General features: G+C 73.3%; 21 protein-coding genes. 11 read left to right on the top strand and 10 right to left on the bottom strand.

Annotated elements, in window-relative coordinates; translation table 11 throughout:
- Window positions 1–24: 24 nt before the first annotated feature.
- From ACQEV1_RS13350 to ACQEV1_RS13330, 5 genes are all read left to right on the top strand, one after another.
- Window positions 25–1,137, top strand: a complete 1,113-nt coding sequence (locus ACQEV1_RS13350) for an ATP-grasp domain-containing protein (RefSeq protein ID WP_433394040.1) — start codon at window positions 25–27, stop codon at window positions 1,135–1,137.
- Window positions 1,134–2,690, top strand: coding sequence for an IucA/IucC family protein (locus ACQEV1_RS13345; RefSeq protein WP_433394038.1), 1,557 nt, complete (start codon window positions 1,134–1,136; stop codon window positions 2,688–2,690). Before ACQEV1_RS13350 ends, ACQEV1_RS13345 begins: the two co-directional genes overlap by 4 nt.
- Window positions 2,687–4,318, top strand: coding sequence for an IucA/IucC family protein (locus ACQEV1_RS13340; RefSeq protein WP_433394036.1), 1,632 nt, complete (start codon window positions 2,687–2,689; stop codon window positions 4,316–4,318). The genes ACQEV1_RS13345 and ACQEV1_RS13340 overlap by 4 nt, the downstream gene beginning before the upstream one ends.
- Window positions 4,318–5,430 carry an alanine racemase gene (locus ACQEV1_RS13335; RefSeq protein WP_433405887.1) on the top strand — a complete coding sequence of 371 codons (1,113 nt, stop codon included), beginning with the start codon at window positions 4,318–4,320 and terminating at the stop codon, window positions 5,428–5,430. The genes ACQEV1_RS13340 and ACQEV1_RS13335 overlap by 1 nt, the downstream gene beginning before the upstream one ends.
- 256 nt (window positions 5,431–5,686) lie before the next feature.
- Complete coding sequence (locus tag ACQEV1_RS13330) at window positions 5,687–6,538, top strand: endo alpha-1,4 polygalactosaminidase (protein ID WP_433394034.1); 852 nt, start codon at window positions 5,687–5,689, stop codon at window positions 6,536–6,538.
- Window positions 6,539–6,556: 18 nt separating this feature from the next.
- On the opposite strand, the gene ACQEV1_RS13325 is transcribed toward ACQEV1_RS13330, so the two are convergent.
- The 3 genes from ACQEV1_RS13325 to ACQEV1_RS13315 are packed head-to-tail and all read right to left on the bottom strand — an operon-like array spanning window position 6,557 to window position 13,515.
- Window positions 6,557–7,021, bottom strand: a complete 465-nt coding sequence (locus ACQEV1_RS13325) for an HIT family protein (protein WP_433394032.1) — start codon at window positions 7,019–7,021, stop codon at window positions 6,557–6,559.
- A 27-nt stretch (window positions 7,022–7,048) separates the two neighbouring features.
- The gene (locus ACQEV1_RS13320; protein WP_433394030.1) at window positions 7,049–10,369 is read right to left on the bottom strand and encodes an ATP-dependent helicase; all 3,321 of its coding nucleotides are present in this window, start codon (window positions 10,367–10,369) and stop codon (window positions 7,049–7,051) included.
- A complete protein-coding gene (locus ACQEV1_RS13315; RefSeq protein WP_433394028.1) occupies window positions 10,366–13,515 on the bottom strand; it encodes an ATP-dependent helicase in 3,150 nt (1,049 codons plus the stop codon). The genes ACQEV1_RS13320 and ACQEV1_RS13315 overlap by 4 nt, the downstream gene beginning before the upstream one ends.
- Window positions 13,516–13,706: 191 nt before the next feature.
- On the opposite strand from ACQEV1_RS13315, the gene ACQEV1_RS13310 reads away from it, so the two are divergent.
- Window positions 13,707–14,192 (top strand): VOC family protein, encoded by a 486-nt coding sequence (locus tag ACQEV1_RS13310; RefSeq protein ID WP_433394026.1) that lies wholly within the window; start codon window positions 13,707–13,709, stop codon window positions 14,190–14,192.
- A 4-nt stretch (window positions 14,193–14,196) separates the two neighbouring features.
- Here the strand turns inward: ACQEV1_RS13310 and ACQEV1_RS13305 are convergent, their stop codons facing one another.
- The 4 genes from ACQEV1_RS13305 to moeZ form a co-directional block, all read right to left on the bottom strand.
- Window positions 14,197–14,508 (bottom strand): MGMT family protein, encoded by a 312-nt coding sequence (locus ACQEV1_RS13305; RefSeq protein WP_285618408.1) that lies wholly within the window; start codon window positions 14,506–14,508, stop codon window positions 14,197–14,199.
- Window positions 14,509–14,512: 4 nt separating this feature from the next.
- Window positions 14,513–15,781 (bottom strand): S8 family serine peptidase, encoded by a 1,269-nt coding sequence (locus tag ACQEV1_RS13300; RefSeq protein WP_433394024.1) that lies wholly within the window; start codon window positions 15,779–15,781, stop codon window positions 14,513–14,515.
- Window positions 15,769–16,602, bottom strand: a complete 834-nt coding sequence (locus tag ACQEV1_RS13295) for a hypothetical protein (RefSeq protein WP_285618410.1) — start codon at window positions 16,600–16,602, stop codon at window positions 15,769–15,771. The genes ACQEV1_RS13300 and ACQEV1_RS13295 overlap by 13 nt, the downstream gene beginning before the upstream one ends.
- A gap of 266 nt (window positions 16,603–16,868) precedes the next feature.
- Window positions 16,869–18,047 (bottom strand): adenylyltransferase/sulfurtransferase MoeZ, encoded by a 1,179-nt coding sequence (gene moeZ, locus ACQEV1_RS13290; protein WP_285570573.1) that lies wholly within the window; start codon window positions 18,045–18,047, stop codon window positions 16,869–16,871.
- A gap of 209 nt (window positions 18,048–18,256) precedes the next feature.
- Between moeZ and ACQEV1_RS13285 the strand changes: the two genes are divergently transcribed.
- Window positions 18,257–18,451 (top strand): CsbD family protein, encoded by a 195-nt coding sequence (locus ACQEV1_RS13285; RefSeq protein WP_285618412.1) that lies wholly within the window; start codon window positions 18,257–18,259, stop codon window positions 18,449–18,451.
- An 82-nt stretch (window positions 18,452–18,533) separates the two neighbouring features.
- Here the strand turns inward: ACQEV1_RS13285 and ACQEV1_RS13280 are convergent, their stop codons facing one another.
- The 3 genes from ACQEV1_RS13280 to ACQEV1_RS13270 form a co-directional block, all read right to left on the bottom strand.
- Window positions 18,534–19,451, bottom strand: coding sequence for an alpha/beta fold hydrolase (locus ACQEV1_RS13280; protein WP_285618413.1), 918 nt, complete (start codon window positions 19,449–19,451; stop codon window positions 18,534–18,536).
- A gap of 122 nt (window positions 19,452–19,573) precedes the next feature.
- A complete protein-coding gene (locus ACQEV1_RS13275) occupies window positions 19,574–21,019 on the bottom strand; it encodes a DEAD/DEAH box helicase (RefSeq protein ID WP_285618415.1) in 1,446 nt (481 codons plus the stop codon).
- A gap of 193 nt (window positions 21,020–21,212) precedes the next feature.
- A complete protein-coding gene (locus ACQEV1_RS13270; RefSeq protein ID WP_285618417.1) occupies window positions 21,213–22,160 on the bottom strand; it encodes a Ku protein in 948 nt (315 codons plus the stop codon).
- A gap of 185 nt (window positions 22,161–22,345) precedes the next feature.
- Between ACQEV1_RS13270 and ligD (ACQEV1_RS13265) the strand changes: the two genes are divergently transcribed.
- From ligD (ACQEV1_RS13265) to ACQEV1_RS13250, 4 genes are all read left to right on the top strand, one after another.
- On the top strand, window positions 22,346–23,314 hold the full coding sequence (ligD, locus tag ACQEV1_RS13265; RefSeq protein ID WP_285618418.1) for a non-homologous end-joining DNA ligase: 969 nt from the start codon (window positions 22,346–22,348) through the stop codon (window positions 23,312–23,314).
- A gap of 68 nt (window positions 23,315–23,382) precedes the next feature.
- Window positions 23,383–24,276 carry a non-homologous end-joining DNA ligase gene (ligD, locus tag ACQEV1_RS13260; RefSeq protein ID WP_433394019.1) on the top strand — a complete coding sequence of 298 codons (894 nt, stop codon included), beginning with the start codon at window positions 23,383–23,385 and terminating at the stop codon, window positions 24,274–24,276.
- A 130-nt stretch (window positions 24,277–24,406) separates the two neighbouring features.
- Window positions 24,407–25,747, top strand: a complete 1,341-nt coding sequence (locus ACQEV1_RS13255) for a dihydrolipoyl dehydrogenase family protein (RefSeq protein WP_285618420.1) — start codon at window positions 24,407–24,409, stop codon at window positions 25,745–25,747.
- A 17-nt stretch (window positions 25,748–25,764) separates the two neighbouring features.
- Window positions 25,765–26,034 carry a hypothetical protein gene (locus ACQEV1_RS13250; RefSeq protein WP_285618421.1) on the top strand — a complete coding sequence of 90 codons (270 nt, stop codon included), beginning with the start codon at window positions 25,765–25,767 and terminating at the stop codon, window positions 26,032–26,034.
- Window positions 26,035–26,107 lie beyond the last annotated feature (73 nt).

Raw genomic sequence — 26,107 nt, 5'->3', positions numbered from 1 at the left:
CCATATCACGAACCCGGGGGACCCGTGCGGCTCTACATCGTGGCCGGCAAGCAGACCGACTCGGTGACCCACGGGTTCCTCCCGGCCGCCGCCGCGCTGGGCCTGGACGTCACCCTGCTGACCGACCGCGAGTGGCCGGTGGAGACCCTGCGCTGCGACGTCACCGACTTCCGTTCGATCGTCGCCGCCGTCGCCCGCAGCGGCGAGCCCGCGGCGATCTTCTCCAACAGCGACCACCTGCAGACGCCGGCGGCGCTGGCCGCGGAGTTCTTCGGCCTGCCGGCCAAGGACTGGCGCGCCACGCTGCGCGCCAAGAACAAGGCGCTCACGCGGCGCGCCCTCGGCGGGGTGTACGCCGTCGAGCTGTGGCCCGGGGAGGGGCCGCCCGGCGACGCGCCCTACCCGCTCGTGGTCAAGCCTCGCGAGGGCGTGGCCAGCGAGGACGTCTTCCTCGTGGGCGACGCGGACGAGCTGAAGGCCCGGTGCGCGGAGATCTGGGCCCGGCGGCCCGAGGCGCTCCTCGCCGAGGAGTACCTCCCCGGCACGCTGCACACCCTGGAGACGCTGAACGGCCGGGTCCTCGGCGGGTTCCGCACGACGGTCTCGCCCCCGCCGCACTTCGTCGAGGAGCGCCTCGACTGGACGACGCCGCCCTGCGCCGGCGAGGTGCTGGCCGCGCTGCGCACACTGGGCGTCGGCCTCGGCGCCTGCCACACCGAGTACGTCGTGCACGAGGGCCGCGCCCGCGTCGTCGAGGTGAACTACCGGATCATCGGCGACCACTGCGACTTCCTGCTCGGCGACCTGCTCGGCGTGCCGATCTTCGAATGGGTACTGCGCGCCCACCTGGGCGAGCCGGTGCCGCCCGTACCGGCCGCCGGCGGGCACGCCGCGGTCGACTCCGTGATCGCGGACCGGCCCGGCACGCTGGTCTCCGCGCCGGAGCGCCAGGAACACGAGGACGGCGGCGTGCGGCTCGCCTACTGGCCGGTCCGCGCCCTCGGGGACCTGATCGAGCCGACCCGCACCAACCGCGACTACCTCGGCATGATCCGCGCGCTCGGCCCGGACGCCGCCGCGGTCGACGCGGCGATCCGCGCGTTCCGCGAGCGGCACGCCTGGGAGATCGTCCCTTGACCGGCGAGACCGCCACGCCCGTACGCTCCCGCGAACGTGAGGTCTACCTCGCCGCCCGCGTGCTCGACGCGCTCCTGCGCGAGGACTACGGCCGGATGTCGCGGCACGTCGCGGACGGGCGGCTGACGCTGCCGGGCGGGCGCGCCGTCGCGCTGACGCGCGAGCGGGCCGGCACGGGCCGCCACCCCGGCTTCCTGGCCGAGCGCGTGGTCGACGACGACGCGCTCACCCTCGACGAGGTGATCGCGGCCACCCGCGCGCTCGCCGACCCCCGCGACGACGTCGCCGCCTTCGAACGCGAGTGCCGTGAGGCGCTGCGCGCGCTCCGCCTGTACGACGCGGTACGGCCGCGCCCCGGCGGCGTGACCCGCTACGAGGCGCTCGCGGCCGCCCTCGACCACCCGGTCTACCCGACCGCGCGGTGCCGCCTCGGCCTGGAGGAGCGCGACCTGCTCGCCTACGCGCCGGAGTTCGGCCCGTCGTTCCGGCTCTGCTGGACCGCCGTGCCGGGGTCCACCTGCCGTGGCGTGCGCCCGGACTGGTGGCCCGCGGCCGCCGACCTCGGCCTGCCGGACGGCACCGACGTGTTCCCCGTGCACCCGCTCACGGCCCGGCTGCTGCCGACCGTGCCCGGCCCCGCGGTGACCGTACGGCCCACGCTGTCCATGCGGACGGTGGCCGTCGGGCCGCGCGAGCAGCTCAAGCTGCCGCTGCCGACGAGCACGCTCGGCCTGCGCAACCGCCGGGTGATCATGCCGGGCACGCTCTCCGACGGCGCCCTGGTCGAACGCGTGCTCCGCGCCGTCGCCGAGCGCGAGAACGCGCCCGTCCTCCTGGCCGACGAACAGACCTACGGGCACGCCGACGACCCGCTCCGCGGTTACCTGCTGCGGCGCATGCCGGCCGACGGCGTGCCGGTCGCGGCCCTGCTCGCCCGCACGCCGGAGGGCCCCTACGTCATCGAGGAACTGGCCGGGGACGTGGCCGCCTTCTTCGGCGACTACCTCCACGCGCTGTTCCGCTGGAACGTCCCGCTGCTGACGCGGTACGGCATCGCGCTGGAGGCGCACCAGCAGAACGTCTCGATCGTCCCCGGCCCGCCGATGCGGCTGATGATCAAGGACAACGACGGGGCGCTCATCGACCTGCGGCGGCTCGGCGACGCGCTCGGCCGGGCGCCGGAGCCCGGGGAGTTCGCCGACCCCCGGCTGCCGACCACCGATCCGGAGGCCCTGGCCAAGGTCTTCGTCACGATCACCGTGCACCTGTGCGCGGGCGCGCTCGCGTTCGGCCTCGCCGAACGCGGCCTGCTGCCCCTCGCCACGGGCCTGGAGCTGATCCGCGACCGTCTCGACGCGGCGCTCACCGCGCACGACCCCACCGGTTTCCTGCGCGCCCGGACTCTCGACGCCGACCGGCTGCCCGGCAAGGCCATGGTCACCGCCGGCACGCTCGTCGGCAAGGACCGTACCGGCGCCGAGGACATCAACAAGCACTACGGCCCGTCCGGGCCGAATTACCTGACGAACTATCCGAAGAGGTCCGCGTCTTGACGTCGCTCGCCCACGCCGTCCCCCTCCGGCCGGTGCCCGCCCCGCCGTCCCCGCGCGCCGACGCCGGTGAGATCACCGCGCTCGCCCTGCTCAACTGCGCGGTACGCGAGCTGTGCGCGCCGGAACGCCAGATCTGGCCGGCCCACCCGTACCTCGTCGTGCGGCTCCCCCGCGTCGGCGCGATGCTGCGGGCACGGCTGCTGCGGCCGCAGGTGATGACCCCGCGCCTCGCCGCGCCGGTCGAGGAACTGCGCGACGGCTGGGTGCCGCTCGGCTGGCAGCGGCTCGCCGAACTGGTCGCCGGCGAGCTGGAACTGACGACCGGAGAGGCCAATCCGGAGTTCACCGAGCAGGTCACGGCGAGCCACGACGCCGTCCAGACCATGATCGGCGAAGGGCGGCCGCCGGAGCCCGACCCGTACCTCGACTCGGAGCAGGCCCTGATCGCCGGGCACCGGTTCCACCCCTCGCCCAAGGCCCGGCAGGGCGCGGACTGGCCGTCCTACGCCCCCGAGACCGGCCGCCGCTTCCCGCTGCACTGGCTCGCGGTGCGCGAGGACGCGATCGCCGAGGAGGGCGACGTCACCCTGCTGGACCGGCTCGGCCCGCCGGTGCGCGCCGGCTACCGCGCGCTGCCCGCGCATCCCTGGCAGCTCGCGCTGCTCGCGCCCGCCTCGGACGCGATCATCGACCTGGGCCCGTACGGGCCGGAGGCCGCGCCGACCTCCTCGGTGCGCACGGTCTACGTGCCCGACGCGTTCCTGAAGTTCAGCCTCGACGTGCGCATCACCAACTGCGTGCGCAAGAACGCCTGGTACGAGCTGCCCGGCGCGGTCGCGCTGACCCGCGCGCTGCGGCCGGTCTTCGACGGGCTGCCGGCCGGGCTGCTCGGCGAGCCCGGATACCGCACGGTCTCGGTCGGCGACCCGCGGCTGCACGAGGGGCTCGGCGTCATCGTCCGCGAGGGCGTCCGCGGCTTCGCGGGCACGCCGCTGCTCGCCGCCGCCATCGCCGACCCGTACGCCCGCAGCGGCGCGGCCGTCGCCCGGCTGCTCACCGGCTCCTCCCCCGAGCACCTGCTGGCCTGGTGGGACGCCTACGTCCGCCACGTCGCCCCGCCGGTGCTGCGCGCCTACCTCGACCACGGCGTCGTCCTCGAACCCCACCTGCAGAACGTCCTGGTCGCCGTGGACGGCGACGGCATGCCCGCCCAGGCGATCTTTCGCGACCTGGAGGGCACCAAGCTGCTGCGCGAGCCGTGGGCGTCCTTCCTCGACGAGCTGCCCGGCCCGGTGGCGCGCGCCATGACCTACGACCCCGAGCGCGGCTGGGACCGCGTGGTGTACTGCCTGTTCGTCAACCACCTCGCCGAGGTCGCCGCGGCCGTCGCGGACCTGTGCCCGGCGCTGGAGCGCGAGCTGTGGCGGCTGGCCCGCCACCACGTCGCCCGGTGCGCCGAGGAGGCGCCGGCCGTGCCCGGCGGCGCGGCGCGGCTGCGCGCCCTGCTCGCGGGCGTGCCGCTGCCCGCCAAGGCCAACCTGCGCACGCGCTGGGCCCGTGACCCCGACCGCGCCGCGCCCTATGTCGCCGTGCCCAACCCGCTCGCCGACCTCGCCGTGAGCCCGTGATGCTCCCCGGCGCCGTACGGGAACGGGCCCTGTCGGCCGCGCCGCCCGCCTACGTCTACGACCTCGCCGGCCTGGGCGCGCACGCCGCGGCGATCCGCGAGGCGGTCCCCGCGGAGCTGTACTACGCGGCCAAGGCCAACCCCGACGCGCGGATCCTCGCGGCGCTCGCGCCGCACGTCGACGGGGTCGAGGTTTCCTCGGGCGGCGAACTGGCCCACGTGCGCGCGGCGCTGCCAGGGGCCCGCCTGGCGTTCGGCGGGCCGGGCAAGACCGAGGAGGAGCTGGCCGCGGCGTTCGCCGAACCCGCGCCCGTGCACCGGATCCACGTCGAGTCGCCGCTGGAGCTGCGGCGCCTCGCCGCGCTGCGCCGCGAGGCGGACGTGCTGCTGCGGGTCAACCTGCCCATCGCGGCGGCCGGGGCGTCGCTGCGGATGAGCGGGCCGTTCGGCATGGACGCCGAGGCGCTCGGGCGCTGCCTGGACCTGCTGGCCGAGGCGCCCTGGCTGCGGCTGCGCGGCATGCACGCCCATCTGGCGTCCGGTCTGGAGGCCGAGCCGCTGCTGGAGGTGGCGGCCCACGTGCTCGGCTGGGCAAGGTCGTGGCTGGAGGGTCCCGCCGAGATCAATCTCGGCGGGGGCATGGCCGTCGACTACCGGGACCCCGCCCGCCGGTTCGACTGGGCGGCGTACGGGGCGGGGCTGGCCGCGCTGCGGCGGCCCGGCGAGGTCCTGCGCGTCGAACCGGGCCGGGCGGTCACGGCCTACTGCGGCTGGTACGTCACGGACGTGCTGGACGTCAAGCGCACCCACGGCACGTCGTACGCCGTGCTGCGCGGCGGCACCCATCACCTGCGCACGCCGGCGGCCAAGGGGCACGACCAGCCGTTCACCGTGCTGCCGGCAGGCAGCGGCGACGGCGTGGGCGGCCCCGTGACCCTCGTGGGCCAGCTGTGCACGCCCAAGGACGTCCTGGCCCGCGACGTGACCGTGGAGCGCATCGCGGTCGGCGACGTGGTGGCCTTCGCGATGGCCGGGGCGTACGCCTGGAACATCTCCCACCACGACTTTCTGATGCACCCGAAGCCCTCGGTCCACTACGTCGGGCCCGATTAGGGCCTGTCTCGAGGTCCCCGTCCGTAGCGAGCGGTGTCCAGGCGGCGCGTCGCAAGGCGGAGGAGGGAGTCAGCCTGGTGTTGGCTGGCGACTCTTGCCGGGGTCCCCGCGGAAGCGTGCCGGGCGGCGGAGCCGTTCGGCACGGTTTCGTGGGGTGGGGGCGACAACGCGGCGAGGCGTCGTCTGGGCGCCGCGCAGTAGGACAGCGGGGCTTCGAGACAGGCCCCTGGCCGCGGCTTCCGGTAGCTTGCGCGAGGTGGCCGTCTTTCAGAGTCGCACGCGCCGGGTCGCACTGGTGACCGGTGCGGCGGTGGTCGTCGCCGTCGTGCTCGCCGTCGTCCTCGGCCGGGGTTCCTCGCCGGGGAGCGGCGGCGCACGGCCGTCTCCGCGGTTCACGCCGCCACCCGCCGCCGCGGGGTTCGACTACCAGATCGGCGGTCCGTATCCGCCCGCGTCCGGGGTGCGGGTCGTCTCCCGCGACCGGTCCGCGGCGCCGCTCGCCGGCCGGTACACCATCTGCTACGTGAACGCCTTCCAGGCCCAGCCGGACGAGCTGGCCTGGTGGCGGCGGGCCCACCCGGACCTCCTGCTGCGCGAGCCCGGCGGCGCGCCGGTCATCGACCAGGACTGGAACGAGGCGCTCCTGGACGTCTCGACGCCCGCCCGGCGAGCCGCGCTCGCCACGGTCGTGGGCTCCTGGATCGACGGGTGCGCGCGCCGGGGCTTCCAGGCGGTGGAGCCGGACAACCTCGACTCCTACGAGCGGTCCGGCGGCCGGCTGACCTCGGAGGACAACGCCGCGTTCGCCGCCCTCCTGGCCCGCCGCGCCCACGCCGACGGCCTGGCCATCGGGCAGAAGAACACCGCCGAACTGCTGCCCCGGCACGCCGGCATCGGCTTCGACTTCGCCGTCACCGAGGAGTGCGGCCGTTACGACGAGTGCGACCGCTACGCGTCGGCGTACCCGGGCCGCGTCTTCGACATCGAGTACCGCCCACGCGACCTGCCCGCGGCCTGCCGCGACCATGCCGGCCGGCTGTCGGTCGTCCTCCGCGACCGCGACGTCACCCCGCTGGGCGACCCCGCCCACCGCTTCGCGACCTGCTGACCACTAGAGGGCCGGGGATCACCATGGGGGCGGCTCCAGGTGCTCCCGGATCCGGTCGGCCATCTCGTCGCGGCGGGCATGGCCGAGGCCCTCGTCCTCAGACCTTCCGAGCATGCCGAACACGCCGGGCCCGCGCCGTTCCGGCGGAAGGTCGCTCATGCGCGGGATGACGTGGAAGTGGACATGGCTGAAGCCCTCGGACTCGGCGAACTGGGCGACGTAGGTCTTGGCGCAGCCGGTCACCGAGTGCAGGGCGCGGGACAACCGCACCTGCCACTGGCCCAGCACGGCCGCCTCGGCGTCGGTCAGCTCGGCGATGGCGGTCACGTGCCGCAGGGGTACCACGACCAGCCAGCCGGGCATGCCCGTGCCGAACGCGTGCGCCGCCCGCCAGTACCGATCGGCCGCGATGTGGTCTCGGGACGGCAGCGATCCCAGGCGCGCATTGTCATCGCATGTCAGACATCCTGCGGATATCGGCATGACGCCGATGTTAGAGAGCCTGGGGTGTCAGGCCGAGGGGATGCGGCCCAGCAGCTCGGTGAGGCCCTGCTCGTCCAGCAGGTCGGCGGGGCGGACGGTCGCGTTCGCGGCGACGTAGTGGAACGCGGCGCTCACCCGCTCGACGTCGACCCCGGCGAGCCGTGCCCAGGCCAGGCGGTACGCCGCGAGCTGGACGCCGGCGACGCGCGCCTCCTCGCCGGACGGTGGGCGGCCGGTCTTCCAGTCGACCACCTCGTAACCGCCGCCCTTCACCCGGAACACCGCGTCCATCCGGCCGCGGATCAGCCGGTCGCCGATCAGCGTCTCGAACGGCACCTCGATGTCGTACGGCTCGCGGTCGGCCCAGGCGCTCGCCTCGAACGCCCGCTGAAGCGCCTCCAGCTGCCCGTCGGCCGCGGCGCCCTCGTCGGAGGCGCCGGGCAGGTCGTCGAGGTCGAGCAGCCGCTGCTGGCCCCAGCGCGACTCGAGCCAGCGGTGGAAGGCGGTGCCGCGCCGGGCGTACGGGGCGGGCGGACGTGGCAGCGGACGGCGGATCTGGCGGGCCAGCGCGGCCGGGTCGCGGGCCAGCGTGACCAGTGACGAGACCGACAGGTGCGCGGGCAGGTCGACGGCCAGGCCGTCGCTGCCGCGGGCGCGGTCGCGCTCGGCGAGGAGCAGCTCGACGTCGCGCGCCCACGCCGAGACCCGCCGCCGGTCGGGGTCGCGGAGGGGCGCGTAGGCGGAGGGGCGGGTGCGGCCGCGCATGGCGTCCTCGACCATGCGGGCGCCCTCGGCGATCGCGGCGTGACGCTCGTCGGCGGGCGGCCCCTGCGGCTCGTCCTGCCAGGAGTTCGCCGGGGCGACCGGCCAGGTGGCGGTCTCCTGCTCGGCGAAGAGGGGGTTCTCCTCGCCGATCGGCTCGTCGGCCCAGTAGCCGACCTGGCCCGCGCCGGCCTCGCACGCCTCGCGGATCTCCTCCAGGAACGGCGAGGGCTGGAGCGACCGGCTCCCGGTGCCCCAGCGGTAACCCGTCGCGATCAGCAGGTGCTTGGCGCGGGTGACCGCGACGTAGGCCAGGCGTCGCTCCTCACGTACGTCGCGTTCGGCGGTGGCGGCGTTGAAGGCCTCGATGTCGCCCTTGTTCAGGCCGGGCAGCGCGGGCAGGTCGATCCGGTCGCCGCGCAGGGGGTACGGCAGCGCGCGGGCGTTCGTGGTCCAGCGCGAGGAGCTCTGCGGCGTGGAGGGGAAGATCGAGCCCTTGCCGGGGGCGCCGTCCTTGGTCGGGTTGACCGCCAGGCCGGGGATGGCGACGACCTCCCATTCGAGGCCCTTGGCGGCGTGCACGGTCAGGAGCTTCACGCTGTTGGTCTCGCCGACCCGCCCGGCCTCCAGCCCGAACTCCTCCGACTCCGCGGCGCTGAGATAGGCGAGGAACGCTCCCAGGGTGGGATCCTCCGCGTCACCCGCGAAGGACGCCGCGGCGTCGACGAACGCGTCGAGGTCGGCGCGGGCGGTCACCGGGTCCAGTCCCGTACGCGCGGCGACCTCGATGTCGAGCCCGAGGGTGCGCTCGACCTCGGTGACCAGGTCGGGCAGTGCCAGGCCGACGTGGCGGCGCAGCACCCGCAGCTCGTCGCGCAGCCGCTCCAGCCGCGCGTGGCCCTCGCCGCTGTACGCCTCGGCCGGGCCGAGGTCGTCGAGGGCGTCGACGAGGCTGCCGTGCTCGTCGTTCAGCTCCTCGACCACCTGCCGCAGCGGGTCGGCGGTCTCCCGCTCCGGCAGGGCGCCGGCCTCGGGGTCGACGTCGCGGGCGGCCTCACGCGCCAGCTCGCGGGCACGGCGGCCGAGCGCGACGAGGTCGCGCGGGCCGAGGCGCCAGCGCGGCCCGGTGAGCAGCCGCGCCAATGACGCGCCGGCGGACGGGTCGTGCACGACCTTGAGCGTGGCGACGACGTCCTGCACCTCGGGCACGGTGAGCAGACCGCCGAGGCCGACCACCTCGACCGGTATTCCGCGTCCCTCCAGCGCCGTCCTGATCAGGGGGAACTGCGAGCGCTTGCGGGCCAGGACCGCGATGTCGGACGGCTGCAGGCCGGCGCCGTGTCGCGTGACGTGGTCCCAGACCGCGCCGTCCGGGGCGATCTCGTACGGCTGCCGCAGCAGCGCGGCCAGGCGCTCGGCCAGCCGTTCGGCCTCATCCTCGACGGTGTCGAGCAGCGCGCACTCGATGCGGCCGCGCGCCTGCTGGGCCGCGCCCGGCCACAGGCGCGGCACGTCCTTGGCCTCCTCGCGCAGCTCCGTCTGGATGCGGGCGGCGGCGTCGAGGATGCGCTCGCCGTTGCGGAAGCTGGTGGACAGTTGCCGCATCGGGGCGGGGCGGTCGCCCTCGGGGAAGTCACGGACGAAGCCGAGGAGGTTGCCCGCGCTGGCGCCGCGCCAGCCGTAGATCGACTGGCAGGGATCGCCGACGGCCGTCACCGGGTGACCGCCGCCGAAGATCGACTTCAGCAGGACGAGCTGCGCGTGGCTGGTGTCCTGGTACTCGTCGAGCAGCACCACGCCGTAGCGGGAGCGTTCGATCACCCCGACCTCGCGGTGGTCGTGGGCGATCCGCGCGGCGAGGGCGAGCTGGTCGCCGTGGTCGAGCACCTCGCGCTTGGCCTTGGCCCGCTGGTACGCCTCGACGAGCGGCAGGAGCTGCTCGCGCAGCGCCTGGGCGTCCATGATCCTGCCCTGGTGCGTCTTGGTCGGCTTCTTGACCTCGGCGAGACGCTCGCGCAGCCACGCGCCGACCTCACGGACCTCGCCGGGCGTGCGCAGGTGCTCCGACATCTCGCCGGCCAGCGCGATGACCGCCTTGGTGACGGTGTCGGGCGCCCACTCGACGCGGTCCATGGGCCCGTCGTAGGCGTCGACGACCCGGGCGGCGATCTGCCAGGCCACCGCGGGCGTGATGAGCCGCATGGTGGGCTCGAGCGCCGCCCGCAGCGCGTGGTCGCCGAACAGCCGCCCGGCGTACGCGTGGTACGTCGAGACGGTCGGCTCGCCGTCGAGGATCGCCGGGTCGATGAGGTCGTCGTGCTCGCGCAGCTGGCCGAGCCGGCGGCGTACGCGGTCGGACAGCTCGGCGGCGGCCTTGCGGGTGAAGGTGAGGCCGAGGACGCGTTCGGGCCGGACCAGCCCGTTGGCCACGAGCCAGACGACGCGCGCGGCCATCGTCTCGCTCTTGCCCGACCCGGCCCCGGCGATCACCGCCATCGGCGCGAGCGGCGCCTGGATCACCGCCGCCTGGTCGGGCGTCGGCTCGGGCACGCCCAGCCGCTGCGCCAGCTCCTGTGGAGAGATCACGTGACGTGTCCGCCGTTCTCGTGGGCGGGGCAGGAGCTCTGGACGGGGCACGTACGGCAGTGGTCGTCGCGCTTGGCCTCGAACACCGGGTTGGCCATGCCCTCGGCGACCCGGTCGACCAGCTTGCGCGGCCACTGGGGGTCCTCGTCCGCCGACGGCGGGCCCTGCGTCTGGACGCGGACCCGCGCGGTGTAGGCGCCCTTGCCGACCTGGATCAGCTCGGCGCCCCCGGGCTCGACGAGCCCCTTGTCGGCGAACGCGCCGAGCATCACGGCGAGCTGGTAGACCCCGAGCTGCGGGTGCCGGGCGAGGTCCTCGTCGCGTACGTGGGAGCTGGAGGTCTTGATGTCGACGATCCAGGCGCGGCCCTGGTCGTCACGCTCGGCCCGGTCGACGCGCCCGCGGACCACGACCCGGCCCAGGTCGAGGGCGAACGACTCCTCGACGGAGACGACGTCGCGGGCCTCGGGGCGGTTGTGCCAGGCCAGGAACTTGTTCACCATCTTCTCGGCCTGGTCGCGCTGCTTGTCGGAGTACCAGACGCTGCGGAAGTCCAGGTCGTCCCAGATCTCGTCGAGACGCTTGGCGATGTCGGTGTCCGTCGCGCCCTCGTCGGTGCCGACCAGCTCGGCGACGGCGTGGATCACCTTGCCCATCGTGGCGTACTCCCCCGCGCCGCCGTCCTCCGCGCCGACGCAGGCCGCCAGCAGCCAGCGCAGCCCGCACTTCTCGAACGTCTCCACCTGCGAGGGCGACAGGACGAGCTGCTCGTCATCGGCGAAGGCGGGCCCGTCGTGCGACAGGCCGGTCAGGGCGTACCAGCTGCGCGGATCGGCGCCCTGGACGCCGGCGCGGGCCAGCCGGGCCAGGTGCCCGGCGGCGGAGCGCCGCAGCTGGGGGTCGGTGCCGGGGTCGGTCACCGCCGAGCGCAGGTCGGCGACCAGCGCGCGCAGCGACAGCCACCGGGTGCGCTCGTCGAGCTGGGCGTGCTCGGCGGCGTCCGGCAGGAGTTCGCGCAGGAAGCGCGAGGGACGTTCTTCGGTGTCCTCGCCGCCGACCGCGGTGACGATGAGCCGGTGCCGGGCGCGGGTCACCGCGACGTAGAAGAGCCGGCGTTCCTCCTCCATGAGCTTGGCCGCCAGGGACGCCGCGCGTACCTCGTCGTCCGCCGGCGCCGCGGTCGCGGACTCGATCAGCTCCTCGCTGCCCAGCAGCGACCCGCGCAGCCGCAGGTCCGGCCAGACGCCCTCCTGCACGCCCGAGACGATGACGACGTCCCATTCGAGGCCCTTGGAGCGGTGCGCGGTGAGGATGCGCACCGCCTCGCCGTCGGGCGACCGCTCGGCCAGGCTGTCGCCGGGGATCTCCTGCGAGGCCAGGTCGTCGAGGAACAGTTCGGGCCCGGCGTGCGGCAGCCGGTCGGTGAACCGCGCGGCCATGTCGAACATCGCGACCACGGCGTCGAGATCGCGGTCGGCCGCGGCGCCGCGCGACCCGCCGCCCACGCTCTGCTCCATGAGCCGGTCGGCGAGGCCGCTCTCCTGCCAGACCGTCCACAGCACCGACTCGGCGTCACCGCCGTGGCCGGCGACCTCACGGGCGAGCCGGATCAGCCGTGCGACGCGTTCGGCGGGCGCGCGCACCTTCGGATGGATGAGGACCAGCTCGCGCGGGTCGTTCAGCGCGCGTACGAGCAGCCGGTCGCCGGGCTCGCCCTCGCGCAGCGAGGCGAGGTCGCGCAGGGCGCGCCGGAGCCGCCGCAGGCCGAGGGCGTCGGCGCCGCCGAGCGGCCCCAGGACCAGCTCCTCGGCCGCCTCCTCGTCGAGCGTCTCGGGCCGGAGCGCGCCGCGCAGCAGCACGATGAACGGGCGGGCCCCCGGCTCGTTGACCAGCGGCACCTCGTCACCGGCGACGATCACCGGGACGCCCGCGGCGGCCAGCGCGCGGCGCAGCGGCGGCACCTGGCGTACGGCCGAGCGGACCAGCACGGCCATCCGCGACCACGGCACGTTCTCCAGGAGATGCGCGCGGCGGAGCTCGTCGGCCACGAGCGCGGCCTCCTGGCTGGCGCTGTCGGCGACCACCACGCGTACCGCCTGCGGGTCGTCCTCGTGCTGCTCTCCGGCGGGGCGCAGGTCGCGGTGCTCGCTGGTCAGGGCGCCGATCGGCAGCCGCCCGGCGATCCGGCGGGACGCCTCGAGGATCGGCGGGCTCATCCGGCGGCAGGCGCGCAGCGAGACGACGGGCGCCTCCTCGCCGGTGAGGGTGCGGAACCGCTGCGGGAACTCCAGGATGCCGGTCACGTCGGCGCCGCGGAAGCCGTAGATGGACTGGTCGGGGTCGCCGACGACGATGAGCTCGGCGCCGCCCCCGGCGAGCTGCCGCAGGAGGTGCTCCTGGGCCGGGTCGGTGTCCTGGTACTCGTCGACGAGGACGACGTCGTACGCCTCACGCTCGCGCCGGCGCACGTCCTCCAGGGTCAGCAGCCCGGCGGCGGCGCGCACCAGCTCGGCGTAGTCGTAGGCCATGACCGGGTCGACGTCGAAACGCTCGTCGTAGCGGTGCAGGAACCGGCCCGCGGCGTACCAGTCGTCGCGGCCCCTGGCGCGCCCGAGCCTGACCAGCTCCTCGGGGCCGAGGCCGCGCTCGCCGGCGCGCAGGATGAAGTCGCGCAGCTCCTCGGCGAACCCGCGGGTCTTCAGCGTCTCGTGCAGCCGCCGCGGCCAGGCGCGGGCGCCGTCGGCGACCTCGCCCTGGAGCAGGCGGCGGACCTCCAGCAGGTGCTCGGGCCCGGACAGCAGCCGCGGCGGCGCCTCGTCGGCGAGGACGGCCTCGCGGTTCAGCAGGGCGTACGCGTAGGAGTGGAAGGTCAGCGCCAGCGGCGTGCGCGTGGTGCGGCGCAGCCGGGCGGTGATGCGCTCGCGCACCTCGCCGGCGGCCTTGCGGCCGAAGGTCAGGACCAGGATCCGTTCGGGGTCCACGCCGCGGGTCTCGATGCGGTCGACCACGGTCTCCACGATCGTGGTGGTCTTGCCGGTGCCGGGCCCGGCCAGCACGAGCAGCGGCCCGCCGGCATGCCCGACCACCCGCCGCTGGTGCTCGTCGAGCACGGGCGGGGGCGCCTGCGCCGGTCCGGCGCGTCGCACGAGTCGGTAGGAGGCTGCTGACACAACATTCGATTCCAGCAGATCATCGGGACTGCGCTGGCCAAGACGCACGCATGTCACGAATGTTGCGATTGATTCTTCATCGTTCCGCGCGATGATCGCCCAGGTACTTGCCCTGGACGGGGGTAATGATTTATTTTTCAACTATCTGCTCGAAGGTGAGGAACAGCATGATCGATCAGGACGCCATCGAGGCGGAGCGGGCCCGGCTGCGACAGGAGCACCTGCGCGCCGAGCGGCCGGCCAGCTCGGCGCGCGGCCTGCACCACGCGGCGCTGCTGTCCTCCGACGTCGAGCGGACCATCCGCTTCTACCAGGACGTCCTGGAGTTCCCGCTCACCGAGATCGTCGAGAACCGCGACTACCAGGGCTCGAACCACTTCTTCTTCGACATCGGCAACGGCAACCTGCTGGCCTTCTTCGACTTCCCCGGCCTGGACCTCGGCCCGTACGCGGAGGTCCTCGGCGGCCTGCACCACGTCGCCATCTCGGTCGACCCACGGACCTGGGAACGCCTGCGGGGCAAGCTCGACGCGGCCGGCGTGCCGTACCAGACGGAGAGCGGAACCTCGATCTACCTGCGCGACCCCGACGGAGCACGGCTGGAGCTGCTCGCCGACCCACTCGGCGAGATGTACGGCAACACGGTCGTGTAGGGCCTCAGACGCCGTCCCAGCGGGCGCGGCGGATGTCGACGCGGTCGCCGCGCAGCGGGGTGCCCTCGGCCACGTAGCGGGGGCGGGCCTCGCGGGCGTGGCTCGGGGGCAGTGAGCCGTCGCTGCGGATCACCCGCCACCACGGCACCGCGCCGCCCCACAGTGCCATCACGCGGCCGACCTGGCGGGGGCCGCCCTCGCCCAGATACTCGGCGATGTCGCCGTAGGCCATGACGCGGCCGGGTGGGATCCGCTCGACCAGGTCGAGCACCCGCTCGGCGAACTCCGTCGGCTCATGGGACGTTCGCTGACTCACCCTGTCAGGCCTCCGCGTCGGTGTTCCCGCGGCCCCGGATCCGCAGGATCAGCAGTGTCGTCGTGATCAGCGCGCCGGCGAGGCCGAACAGGGCCGCGACCCCGATCCAGCCGCCCAGGAAGATCAGCCCGGGCGGGTGACGCTCGACCTGCACCGGGTTCACCGGGCCGTCGTCGAACCGTCCGGGGCGGCCGGCCGTGACGTCCTGGTAGCCCCTCAGCTTCGACGCCGCGGTCAGGGCCGCGGCCGCGTCCACCTCGCCGAAGCCGACCAGCTCGTCCCAGCCGCCCGCCGGGCGGTGGCGCGCGCTCGTGCTGATCGCCTGGGCCACGAGGGCGGGCGCCATGTCGGGGTACTTCGCCCGGACCAAGGCCGCCACGCCGGAGACGATGGCGCCGGCCTGGCTGGTGCCCTCGCCGACCCAGTAGCCGTCGTCCGGTCCCGCGCCGACCACTTCCTCGCCGGGCGCCGCGACGAGCACGCTCGCGTTGCGGTCGGAGAACTTGGCCGGCGTGCCGTGACGGTTGACCGCGGCGACGCCGATGACGCCGGGGAACGCCGCCGGGTAGGACAGCCGGACGATCCCGTTGCGGTCCACTTTCTTGGGGCTCTTGGAGTCGCCGTCGTTGCCCGCCGAGGCGACCACGACGACGCCCTTCGCGATCGCGTACGCCACCGCGGACCGCTCCGGCTCCGACGCGTCCGGGCCGCCGAGCGACATGTTGATCACGTCGGCTCCGTGGTCGGCCGCATAGCGGATCGCCTTGGCCAGCGAACTTCGGTATTCGGGCCGGTCGCGGAAGGTCTTGTAGCCGGGCTCGTCGGGGTCGGCGATCGTGCGCACGGACAGGACGCGGGACTCGGGCGCGATCCCGATGATCCCGTCGCCGGAGCCGTGCCCGTGCGCGGCGATCAGCGAGGACATCCAGGTGCCGTGCAGCCGGCCGGGCTTCGGCGCGACGGAGTGGATCAGGTCGGGACCGATGGTGACCGACCCGGCCAGGTCGGGATGCGATCCGTCCACGCCGCTGTCGAGCACGGCGACGGTCACGCCCTTGCCCCTGGTGATCTTCCAGGCCTTCCCGGCCGAGACGGCGTCGAGCACCCACTGTTCACGGTCGCGGATGTCGTCCGCGTGCGCCGTGGCGGGGCCGCAGAGCGCCGGACCGGCCGCCGCCAGAGCCAGGACGAGCGCGGTCAGCCGCCGCGGAGCCTTCCCGGGCACCCGCCGCCCTGCCGCGCGGGTCCGCGGGCGGCCTCTCAGCACTTCCACTCGCGTTTCTGCGAGCAGTCGGGCTGGGCGCGCTGCGCGAGGGCGTCGACGATGTTGCCGCCGACCTCGGGGACGAGCAGGAAGGCGGTGGTGTGCTTCTTGCGCACGGCCGCGCCCGGCCGCCCGTCGGTCTGCCCGGCGACGGTGAGCACGACGTACGGCCCGGCCTGGCCCGCCGCGGCGTACTGCCGGGCCGCGTCGTCGAACCGGGAGGCGATGGTCCTGGGGAAGGGCAGCGCGTGGAGGGTGTCGCCGGGGTCGGTGGGGTCGGGCGGCGTCAGGGCGTCCTTGGCTGCCAGCGCCGCGCGCTCGTCGGTCAGGGCCGCGACGCCGACGGTGAGGACGATGCCCTGGAGCTGGTCGACGTACGTCGCTCGCAGCAGCGCGCGGCAGCCGTAGCGGTTCAGGACCGCGGCGGGCCGGGCGTCGACGCCGTCGTCACACCCGATGCCGGACGCGATGCCGACGCGCCGGGCCTGCTCCACGCCGCCCTGTTCGGAGGTGTACGGGACGGTGTCGGGGAAGATGCGTTCGGCCGGCCAGGTGCGCCAGCGGTCGCGCACCTCTTCGGTGGCCGCCTGGTACATCTCGCCGGCGGTCGGTTTGCGGTGGAACTCCCAGTACACGCGCCCGGTGGCGAGGGCGCCCACGGCCAGGTAGCCGACCGCGGTGACGATCGCCACGACGAGCCACAGCGTGCGCCGCGCGTGCCACGGCGTGGGTTCCGGAGGCGGCTCCGGGAACTCCGCGTGAGGCCCGTGCCACGGCCCGGACGAACCCGAGCCGGGGACGGGCCAGCCGGGCCCGGAGCTTTGCGCCATATTCGCTTAGGTTACTTGGCCACCCTGGCGTCCCCGGTCCCCGGAGTCGCCCCGGTTCGGCCGGTCACGTCACCTTTCGTGCGCCCCGAGCCCCCGCCGCCCCGGCCTGATCCGGGTCACCACGCGGAACGGGAGCGAAAGACCGCGCGCCGTCTCATGACGGAGTGTTTGCCATCCCGTGCCGAGACGCGCACCGCCGTCCGAGCACGGAACGGCCGCGCCGGGACGTGGATGCGCTCCACGTGCCGGCGCGGCCGGAACGTGCGTCAGTAGGACGGCAGGGACGGGTCGATCTGGTTCACCCAGGCCAGCACGCCGCCGCCGAGGTGGACCGCGTCGGAGAACCCGGCGTTCTTGACGATCGCCAGGGCCTCGGCGCTGCGCGCGCCCGACTTGCAGTGCAGGACGACCTTCTTGTCGTGCGGGAGGCGCTCCAGCGCCGCGCCGGACAGGAACTCGCCCTTGGGGATCAGCGTCGCGCCCGGGATGTTGACGATCTCGTACTCGTTCGGCTCGCGCACGTCGACGAGGAAGATGTCGTCCTTCTCGAGCATGGCCTTGAGCTCGGGGGCCGTGATCGTGGAGTCCTTGGCGGCGTCGGCCGCCTCGTCGGAGATCGCGCCGCAGAACGCCTCGTAGTCATCGAGCAGCTCGGTGATCGTGGGGTTCTTGCCGCAGAGCGGGCACTCGGGGTCCTTGCGGACCTTGACGCTGCGGTAGGTCATCTCCAGTGCGTCGTAGATCATCAGGCGGCCGACGAGCGGCTCGCCGATGCCGGTGAGGACCTTGATCGCCTCGTTGACCTGGATGGAGCCGATCGAGGCGCACAGCACGCCCAGCACGCCGCCCTCGGCGCAGGAGGGCACCATGCCCGGCGGCGGCGGCTCGGGGTACAGGCAGCGGTAGCACGGGCCGTGCTCGGCCCAGAAGACCGACGCCTGGCCGTCGAAGCGGTAGATCGAGCCCCAGACGTACGGCTTGCCGAGCAGCACCGCGGCGTCGTTGACCATGTAACGCGTGGCGAAGTTGTCGGTGCCGTCCACGATCAGGTCGTAGCCGGAGAAGATGTCCTTGACGTTGTCGTTGGACAGCGGCTCGTTGTGGACGATCACCTTGACGAGCGGGTTGATCTCCTTGATGGACGCCGCGGCCGACTCGGCCTTGGGACGGCCCACGTCGGACTGCCCGTGGATGACCTGGCGCTGCAGGTTCGACTCGTCGACGACGTCGAAGTCGATGACGCCGAGGGTGCCCACGCCGGCGGCGGCGAGGTACAACAGCGCGGGCGAGCCGAGGCCTCCGGCACCGACGCACAGCACCTTGGCGTTCTTCAGGCGCTTCTGCCCGGCCATCCCGACGTCCGGGATGATCAGGTGGCGCGAGTAGCGCCGGACCTCATCGACGGTGAGCTCGTCCGCGGGCTCGACCAGGGGTGGCAACGACACGGTGTCTCCTGTGCGTGCTCGGGATTGTCCGAACGGACACTGGTGTGCACCATCAGTGTCCTATCCAGGCGACAACTCTCCCATACGGCCTGTCATTCCCGATGCGCGGCCTCGGCAGGTCTCACCACCGCCGACGGCCTTGATCGGCATAGTTCGCTAAATAGCGGGCACATCGCAGCCGTACGGCCTTCAGCGAGGAGATGCCAGAGATGAGTCTCATAGACAAGGTCAAGAACAAGCTGCAGATGGCCAAGGGCCACACCAAGCAGGAGACCGGCCGGATGACCCGCGACCGGGACATGGAGGCGCGCGGGCGCGGCGACCGTGCCCAGGGCGGGGCCAAGCAGGTCGGCGAGCACCTCAAGGACATGGGCAAGGACATCCGGAAGACCTTCCGGAAGTGATGCGCCGGACTCCACGACCGAGCTCCGACACCGGACGGCGCCCGCGCGACGGGCGCCGTCCGGCTTTGAGACGGGGCCGGGCCTAACCCGCGGCGGAGGTGGTGTCCTCGGACCGCGTGGTGTCGTCGAGCATCGCGCGGAACTCCCGGGCCACGATCTCCGGGCGTTCCATCTGCGCGACGTGCCCGACCTCGGGCAGCACGATGACGCGGGCGCGCTTGAAGACCCGGCCCGCGCGCGCCGCCATCCGCGGGTCCACGAGACGGTCGTGGCGGCCGTAGATGAGCAGCGTCGGCGCGGTCACCCGCGCGGCGTACCGCCACAGCGAGCGGCGCACGTAGGCGTTGACGATGCCTCGCGAGGACGCGATGAGCGCCTCGGCGTTGTGCGTGAGCCCGTCGCGGCGCCGGACGTCCTCCACGAGCTCCATCAGCCGGTCGGGATGCACGCCCGTCGGGTCGGCGAAGCACATGTCGAGCGTGCCCTGCACCCGCTGCTCGGCCGACAGCAGGGTGAACCGGCGCACCGCCCACGGGCCGAAGCCCGGCATCGTGGCGGCCAGGATCCGCGCCGGGCCGTAGCGCGGCCGCAGGTCGGGCAGCGCCGGTGAGATCAGCGTGAGGGTCTTCACCAGGTCGGGACGGGTGCCGGCGAGACGCGTGGAGATCGCGCCGCCGAGGGAGTTCCCGAACAGGTGCACGGGGCCGCGGGCGCGCTTCTCGATCAGGCGCACGACGGCGTGCGTGTGCGCGTCGATGGAGTAGTCGCGGCCCCGCGGAGGGGGTGAGTAGCCGAAGCCGGGCAGATCGATCGCCTCGCAGGCCAGCTCGTCGGAGAGCAGGCCCATCAGGTCGGTCCAGTTGGAGGCCGAACCCGCGAGTCCGTGCACGAAGACCGCCGGCTCAGCGTCGGCGTCGTGCGCGGGCGCCGTCCGGGTGAAGACCTCGAGGTCACCGAGCGAGACGAGTTCGCCAGGCCAGGCCGGAATCGGAGCGCTCATATGAAAGAAAACAATACGCGCGCCGATTCTGTGCCCTCGCCCGCCTTGACCCGATCTTGGGCATAGTCAGGGCCGCCCACCAGGAAGTGGGCGGCCCAGGCTATGACCTGCGACGACAATTCTTACTGACCCTGACTCGCCGACGGCGTCGCCTCACGGCGCGGGCGGCGCGGGCCGCCCGAGCGGCCCTCGTGACGCACGCGGGGCGCGCCGTCGTGCCGCTCGCCCTGACGCTCGCCGTCGCGGCGCTCGCCGTACCGGCCACCGCCGGACCGGCCCTCACGGCGCTCGCCGTACCGGCTGCCCGGACGGCGGTCGCGGCCGCCGCCCGGCCGGTGGCCCCGGCGCTGCGGACGCGGCTGCTCGGGCTCGACCTCGACCGGGATGCCGCTCGGCGCCTGCGCGCCGGTGACGCGGATCAGCGTGGCGTCCCCGGTGGTCACCTTCGACCGCTGGGCTCGGACGCCCGCCCGCCGCATCATGCGCTCGGTGTTGCGGACCTCGTTGTGGGCGACCAGCGTGGCGACCGTGCCGCGCTCGCCGGCCCGCGCGGTGCGGCCCGCCCGGTGCAGGTAGTCCTTGTGGTCGGCGGCCGGGTCGACGTGCACGACCAGGCTGACGTCGTCCACGTGGATGCCGCGTGCGGCCACGTCGGTGGCGATCAGCACGTCGACCTTGCCCTCGCGGAACTCCGCCAGGGTGCGGGTGCGGGCCGCCTGGGTCTTGCCGCCGTGCAGGGCGCCGGCCCGGACGCCGACCCGCGCCAGCCGCTTGGTCAGCGCGTCCACGCCGTGCTTGGTCCGGACGAACATGATCGTACGGCCCTCGCGCCCGGCCACCTCGGCGATGACGTCGTGCTTCTGCGCGCGGTCGACGATGAACAGGTGGTGGTCCATGGTCTCCACCGGCGCGGCGGCCGGCGCGACCGAGTGGGTCACCGGGTCGTGGAGGTACTTGCGGACCAGCTTGTCGACGTCGCCGTCGAGCGTGGCCGAGAACAGCAGCCGCTGGCCGTCGGACGGGATCTGGTCGAGCAGCGCGGACACCGCCGGCATGAAGCCGAGGTCGCACATGTGGTCGGCCTCGTCGAGGACGGTGATCCGGACGTCCTGGAGCGAGCAGGCGCCGCGCTCGATGAGGTCGGTGAGCCGGCCCGGCGTGGCGACGAGCAGGTCGACGCCGCGGCGGAGCGCCTGGATCTGGCGCGTCATCGACATGCCGCCGACGACGGTCTTGGCGTGCAGCCCGAGGCTGCGGCCGAGCGGGGCCAGGGAGTCCTGGACCTGCATGGCCAGTTCACGGGTGGGGACGAGGATCAGCGCGGTGGGCCGCTTGGGCGCGGTGTCGCCACCGGCGATCCGGGTGAGAAGGGGAAGCCCGAAGGCGAGAGTCTTGCCGGAACCCGTCTGGCCCCGGCCGAGCACATCGCGCCCGGCGAGAGCGTCGGGCAGGCAGGCCGCCTGGATCGGGAACGGCGTCGTGATGCCGCGGCGCTCCAGTGCGGAGACCAGCCGCTCCGGGAGGCCGAGTTCGGCGAAGGAGGGCAGGGTCGATGAAGCTGATGTCAAGAACGAACCTCTCAGAAAGGGCCCGCCTCGAGACGTTCCGCAATAATCGGGGGATCGCGGACTCGTAGCCGGCCACGGCGCGGGAACGCGCCTGAACACGAAACACAAAGCTTACAGGGCGTCACAACCGGCCCGTGTGGCGATCTATTCCCCCGGACGAGGATCTTGTCTCTCGTTCCCGGTCAGGCGGGTGTCAGGCCGACTTGCGGCTGCCGCTGCCGCTCTTGGCCTTCGACTTGCTCGCGTTCGACTTCCCTGTGCTCGACTTGCCGGACTTGCCGCCCGTCCCGGTCTTGCCGGAGGTGCTCCGCTTCGCCTTGCCGTCCGCGTCCGCCTTGCCGTCGCCCTTGGCCTGCCGCGCCCCGGAACGGCCCTTCTTCGCCGCCTCGACGCTGGCCCGCAGCGCGCTGAGCAGGTCGGAGGCGGCCGGCGCCTCCTCCTCGGCCTCCTGCGGGACGACCTCCTTGCCCTCGACCTTGGCCTCGATGACCTCCTGCAGGGCCTCGCGGTACGCGTCCTTGTACTCGCTCGGGTCGAACTCGCCCTCCATCGAGTCGATCAGCGAGCTCGCCATCTGCAGCTCCTGCGGACGCAGATCGACGTCCTCCTCGAGGAACTTGAACTCGGGCGCGCGCACCTCGTCCGGCCACAGCATCGTCTCCAGGACGAACACCCCGTCGCGGACGCGGAGAGTGCCGAGCGACTCGCGCTGGCGCAGCGCCACCTTGACGACCGCCACCTTGCCCGAGCTCTCCAGGGCGTCGCGCAGCAGGACGTACGGCTTGGTGCCCTGCGCCTCGGGCTCCAGGTAGTAGGACTTGCTGAAGTAGATGGGGTCGACCTGCTCCTCGGTCGCGAACAGCAGCACGTCGATGCGGCGGCTGGTGGACAGCGGCAGGTTCTCGAAGTCCTCGTCGGTGAGGACGACGATCTCTCCATCCGGGAGCTCGTACCCCTTGGCGATGTCGGAGTACGGGACCTCCTCGCCGTCCTTGGTGCAGACGCGCTTGTACCGGATCCGGCCGCCGTCCTCGCGGTGGACCTGGTGGAAGGCCACGTCGCGCTGTTCGGTGGCCGAGTACAGCTTCACCGGAATCGTGACGAGCCCGAAGGAGATCGCGCCCTTCCAGATGCTGCGCATGAGGTTCCCCTACCCGTCGCGCCGTCGATCTAGTTTCCGAATTGCGAAGTTTGTTCGAATATACGGTTGCCGCTCCGTCACGGCCAGTACCCATCCGGCGGACGGGGAATCACCGAACGGCGCAGTCCGGCCGGACTGGCGTCAGGCACGAGTGGGATGGGCAGAAACGCCGTATGGGTGACCCGATGCCCGAGAACATCCAGCCGATGCTCGCCACGACCGGCGACCTGCCGGACGACGTCGCCCGCTGGGCCCTCGAGGTCAAGTGGGACGGCGTGCGCGCGATCGTGTACGTCGCCGGCGGACGCGTACGCGCGGTCGGCCGCCGCGGGATCGACGCGACCAGCCGCTACCCCGAACTCCAGGCCCTCGCCGACCTCCTGCCCGACCAGTCCGCCGTCATCGACGGCGAGGTCGTCGCCTTCGACTCCGAAGGACGCCCCAGCTTCGAACGCCTCCAGCACCGCATGCACGCGGACCACCCGGACTCCCGGCTCATCCGCCGGGTGCCGGTGCACTTCGTCGCCTTCGACCTGCCCTACCTGAGCGGCCACACGCTGTACGACCTGCCGTACCGCGACCGGCGCGCGCTGCTCGACGACCTCGAACTCGCCGCCGGGCCCGTCGAGGCACCGCCGTACCTGGCGGGCGCCGAGGTCGAACAGGTCCGCGAGCTGCAGGAATGGACCGCCGAGCAGGGCCTGGAAGGGCTCATCGCCAAACGGCTGGACTCCCCGTACCGGCCGGGCCGCCGGGTCGACTTCTGGCGCAAGGTGAAGAACTTCCGCACCCAGGACGTCGTCATCGGCGGCTGGAAGGCCGGCAAGGGACGCCGCGAGGGCGGGGTCGGCTCACTGCTGCTCGGCGTGTACGACGACGGCGGCGAGCTGCGCTTCGTCGGCCACGTCGGCACCGGCTTCTCCGAACTCGACCTGGACGACCTGCACAAACGTCTGGTCTCGCTGGAACGCCCGGACAGCCCGTACGCGGGCGAGGTCCCGCGCGAGCACGCGCGCTTCGCCTACTGGGTCGACCCCTCGCTCACCGGCGAGGTGACCTTCTCCCGCTGGACGAAGGACGGAATGCTGCTGCACGCCTCCTGGCGCGGCCTGCGCCCCGAGATCCCCCCGGAGGAGGTCCGCCGGGAGCCGTAGGACCGGCCGGTCCACGCAGTGCCTGTCCCTGGAGGATTGAAAGCCGCCTCGCCGGGGAGGGGGGCTGGGTGAGCGCCAAGACGAGGGTCGAGGTCGAGGGCACCAGGCTCGCTCTCTCCAACCTCGACAAGGTCCTCTACCCCGAGCACGGCTTCACCAAGGGCGAGGTCATCGACTACTACGCGCGGATCGCCCCGGTGATGCTCCCGCACATCACCGGACGCCCCTCGACCCGGCTGCGGTACCCCGAGGGCGTCGACGGGCAGTCGTTCTTCGAGAAGAACGCTCCCCCGCACACGCCCGACTGGGTGCGCACCGCCCACCTGCCGACTCCGGGCGGCAGCCGTGACTCCATCGACTTCGTCATCATCGACGACCTGCGCACGCTGGTGTGGTCGGCCAACCTCGCCGCGCTGGAGCTGCACGTGCCCCAGTGGCGCGTCGGGCCGCGCGGCGGGGCACACGAGCCCGACCTGCTGGTCTTCGACCTCGATCCCGGACCGCCGGCCGGCCTGGAGGCCGCGCGCGAGGTCTCCGTCATGCTGCGGAAGCTGCTGGACGACGACGGGCTGCGGTCCTTCCCCAAGACGAGCGGCCGCAAGGGCCTGCACCTGTACGTTCCGATCACCGAGACCTCCGACGAGCGCACCTCCGCGTACGCCAAGGAGGCCGCGCAACGGCTGGAGAAGGACCACCGGGACCTGGTCGTCAGCCGCATGGACAAGAAGGTCCGCCGCGGCAAGGTCTTCGTGGACTGGAGTCAGAACAACCGGCACAAGACCACGGTCGCGCCTTATTCTCTCCGAGCGGCGGAGGAGCCGTACGTCTCCACGCCGGTGACCTGGGACGAGATCGAGGGTGACGCCGAGCTTCGGTTCGGGCCGGACGACGTCCGTGACCGCGTCGAACGGGACGGTGACCTGCTGGAGCCCCTGCTGGAGCTGCGGCAGAAACTGCCCTGAACCCCTGCGGACCGCGCGCTCGACCACGTCCGGTGTGTCACACATCGGTCCGCGCGATCGGTTACTCGGGTAACAATCGTGTCTGCGTTAACAGACGCACCACGAGGTGGACGTTGGAGAGGATGATCAGGTGACGGACGCACAGGACAAGCGCTACGACGTCCTGGTGCTCGGCGGCGGCGCCGGGAAGAACATCGCCGCCGACCTTGCGCGGGCGGGCCGCTCGGCCGCGCTGGTGGAGAGCCGCCTGGTCGGCGGGGAATGCCCGTACTTCGCGTGCATGCCGTCGAAGTCGCTGCTGCGCTCCGCCCGCCGCGGGGAGACCTGGGAGCACGCGGTCGCGCGCCGCGACGAGGTCACCCGCCATCTCGACGACGCGCCCACCGCCGCGGAGATGGCCGAGGCGGGCGTGACCGTGATCCGCGGCCGGGGCCGGGTCGCGCGGCCCGGCGTGGTCGAGGTCGACGGCGCCGAGTACGGCTACACCGACCTCGTGGTCGCGACCGGCAGCGAGCCGGTCACCCCGGACGTCGAGGGCATCGGCGACGTGCCGACCTGGACCAGTGACGAGGCGCTGACCCGCCCCGACCTGCCGCGCCGGCTGATCGTGCTCGGCGGCGGTCCGGTCGGCTGCGAGCTCAGCCAGGTCTACGCCGCGTTCGGCTCCCAGGTGACGCTCGTTGAGGCCGCCGACCGGCTGCTGGCCGCCGAGGCGCCGTTCGTCGGCGACCAGCTCGCCGACGTGCTCCGGCGCATGGGCGCCGACCTGCGGCTCGGCGTGGGCGCCACGCGCGCCGAACGTACGGAGAGTGGCCTGCGGCTGTCCCTGTCCGACGGCGGGCACATCGACGCCGACCGCATCCTCATCGCGACCGGCCGCCGGCCGCGCGTCGCCGACCTCGGCCTGGAGACGCTCGGCATCCGGCCCGACCCGAAGCAGGGCATCGCGGTCGACGTCACCTGCAAGGCCGTGGTCGACGCCGAGGCGGGCACGGACGGCACGACGGTCTGGGCGGCGGGCGACGTCACGGGCGTGGCCCCCTACACCCACGCGGCCAACTACCAGTCGCGCGTCGTCGTCTCCAACGTGCTCGGCAAGCGCCGCGAGGCCGACTACCGCGCCGTGCCACGGGCCGTCTACACCACGCCCACGGTGTACGCCGTCGGCGTCTCACCGGTCTCGGCGACCGGCCTCGAACTCGTCGCGGCCGGGTACGACCTGTCCGACACGCCGCGGGCGGCGGTCGAGAACGACGACCGCGGCCGCGTGGAGCTGTACGCCGACCGGGCGCGAGGCGTCCTCGTCGGGGCGGCGGCGATCGGCCTCTACGCTGAGGAATGGATGAGCGAGATCACGCTGGCCATCCGCGCCGAGACGCCGCTCAGCATCCTGACCGACGTGGTCCACGCGTTCCCGACTTACGGCGAGGCCATCGAGCCCGTTCTACGCGAACTGGCCGAACAACTCTGAGAAGGCTGGGGGAAGGCATGTCCGAGGAAGACATCGAGCTGAGCCTGGAGACTCCGGAGGCCGACGCGGCCGAGCAGTACACCCCGGCGGGGGGTGGCGAGCGTCCCGAGGCGCCCGCCGTGCCCATCGAGGCGAACGACGCCGACGCCGCCGAACAACACGTCCGTGTGCGCGACTACGCCGAGCGCTGGCCCGAGACGATGCCCGCCGAGGCCGACGAGGCGGACGCCGCCGATCAGCACCTGGCGGTCCGCGACGACCAACTCGATGACGACGACTATCGCTGAGGCGGTGCTCGCGACGCGGTGTTACCCGGCCGTAGGATGGTGGATCGAGGCGTCACCGCGTTCCGGCGCCGCT

This window comes from Actinoallomurus sp. CA-142502 (assembly GCF_050936355.1).
In the GTDB taxonomy this organism is placed as follows: Bacteria; Actinomycetota; Actinomycetes; order Streptosporangiales; family Streptosporangiaceae; genus Actinoallomurus; species Actinoallomurus iriomotensis.
The sequence above is the reverse complement of the archived record's forward strand: the minus strand, read 5'-3'. Positions and strand labels throughout refer to the sequence as shown.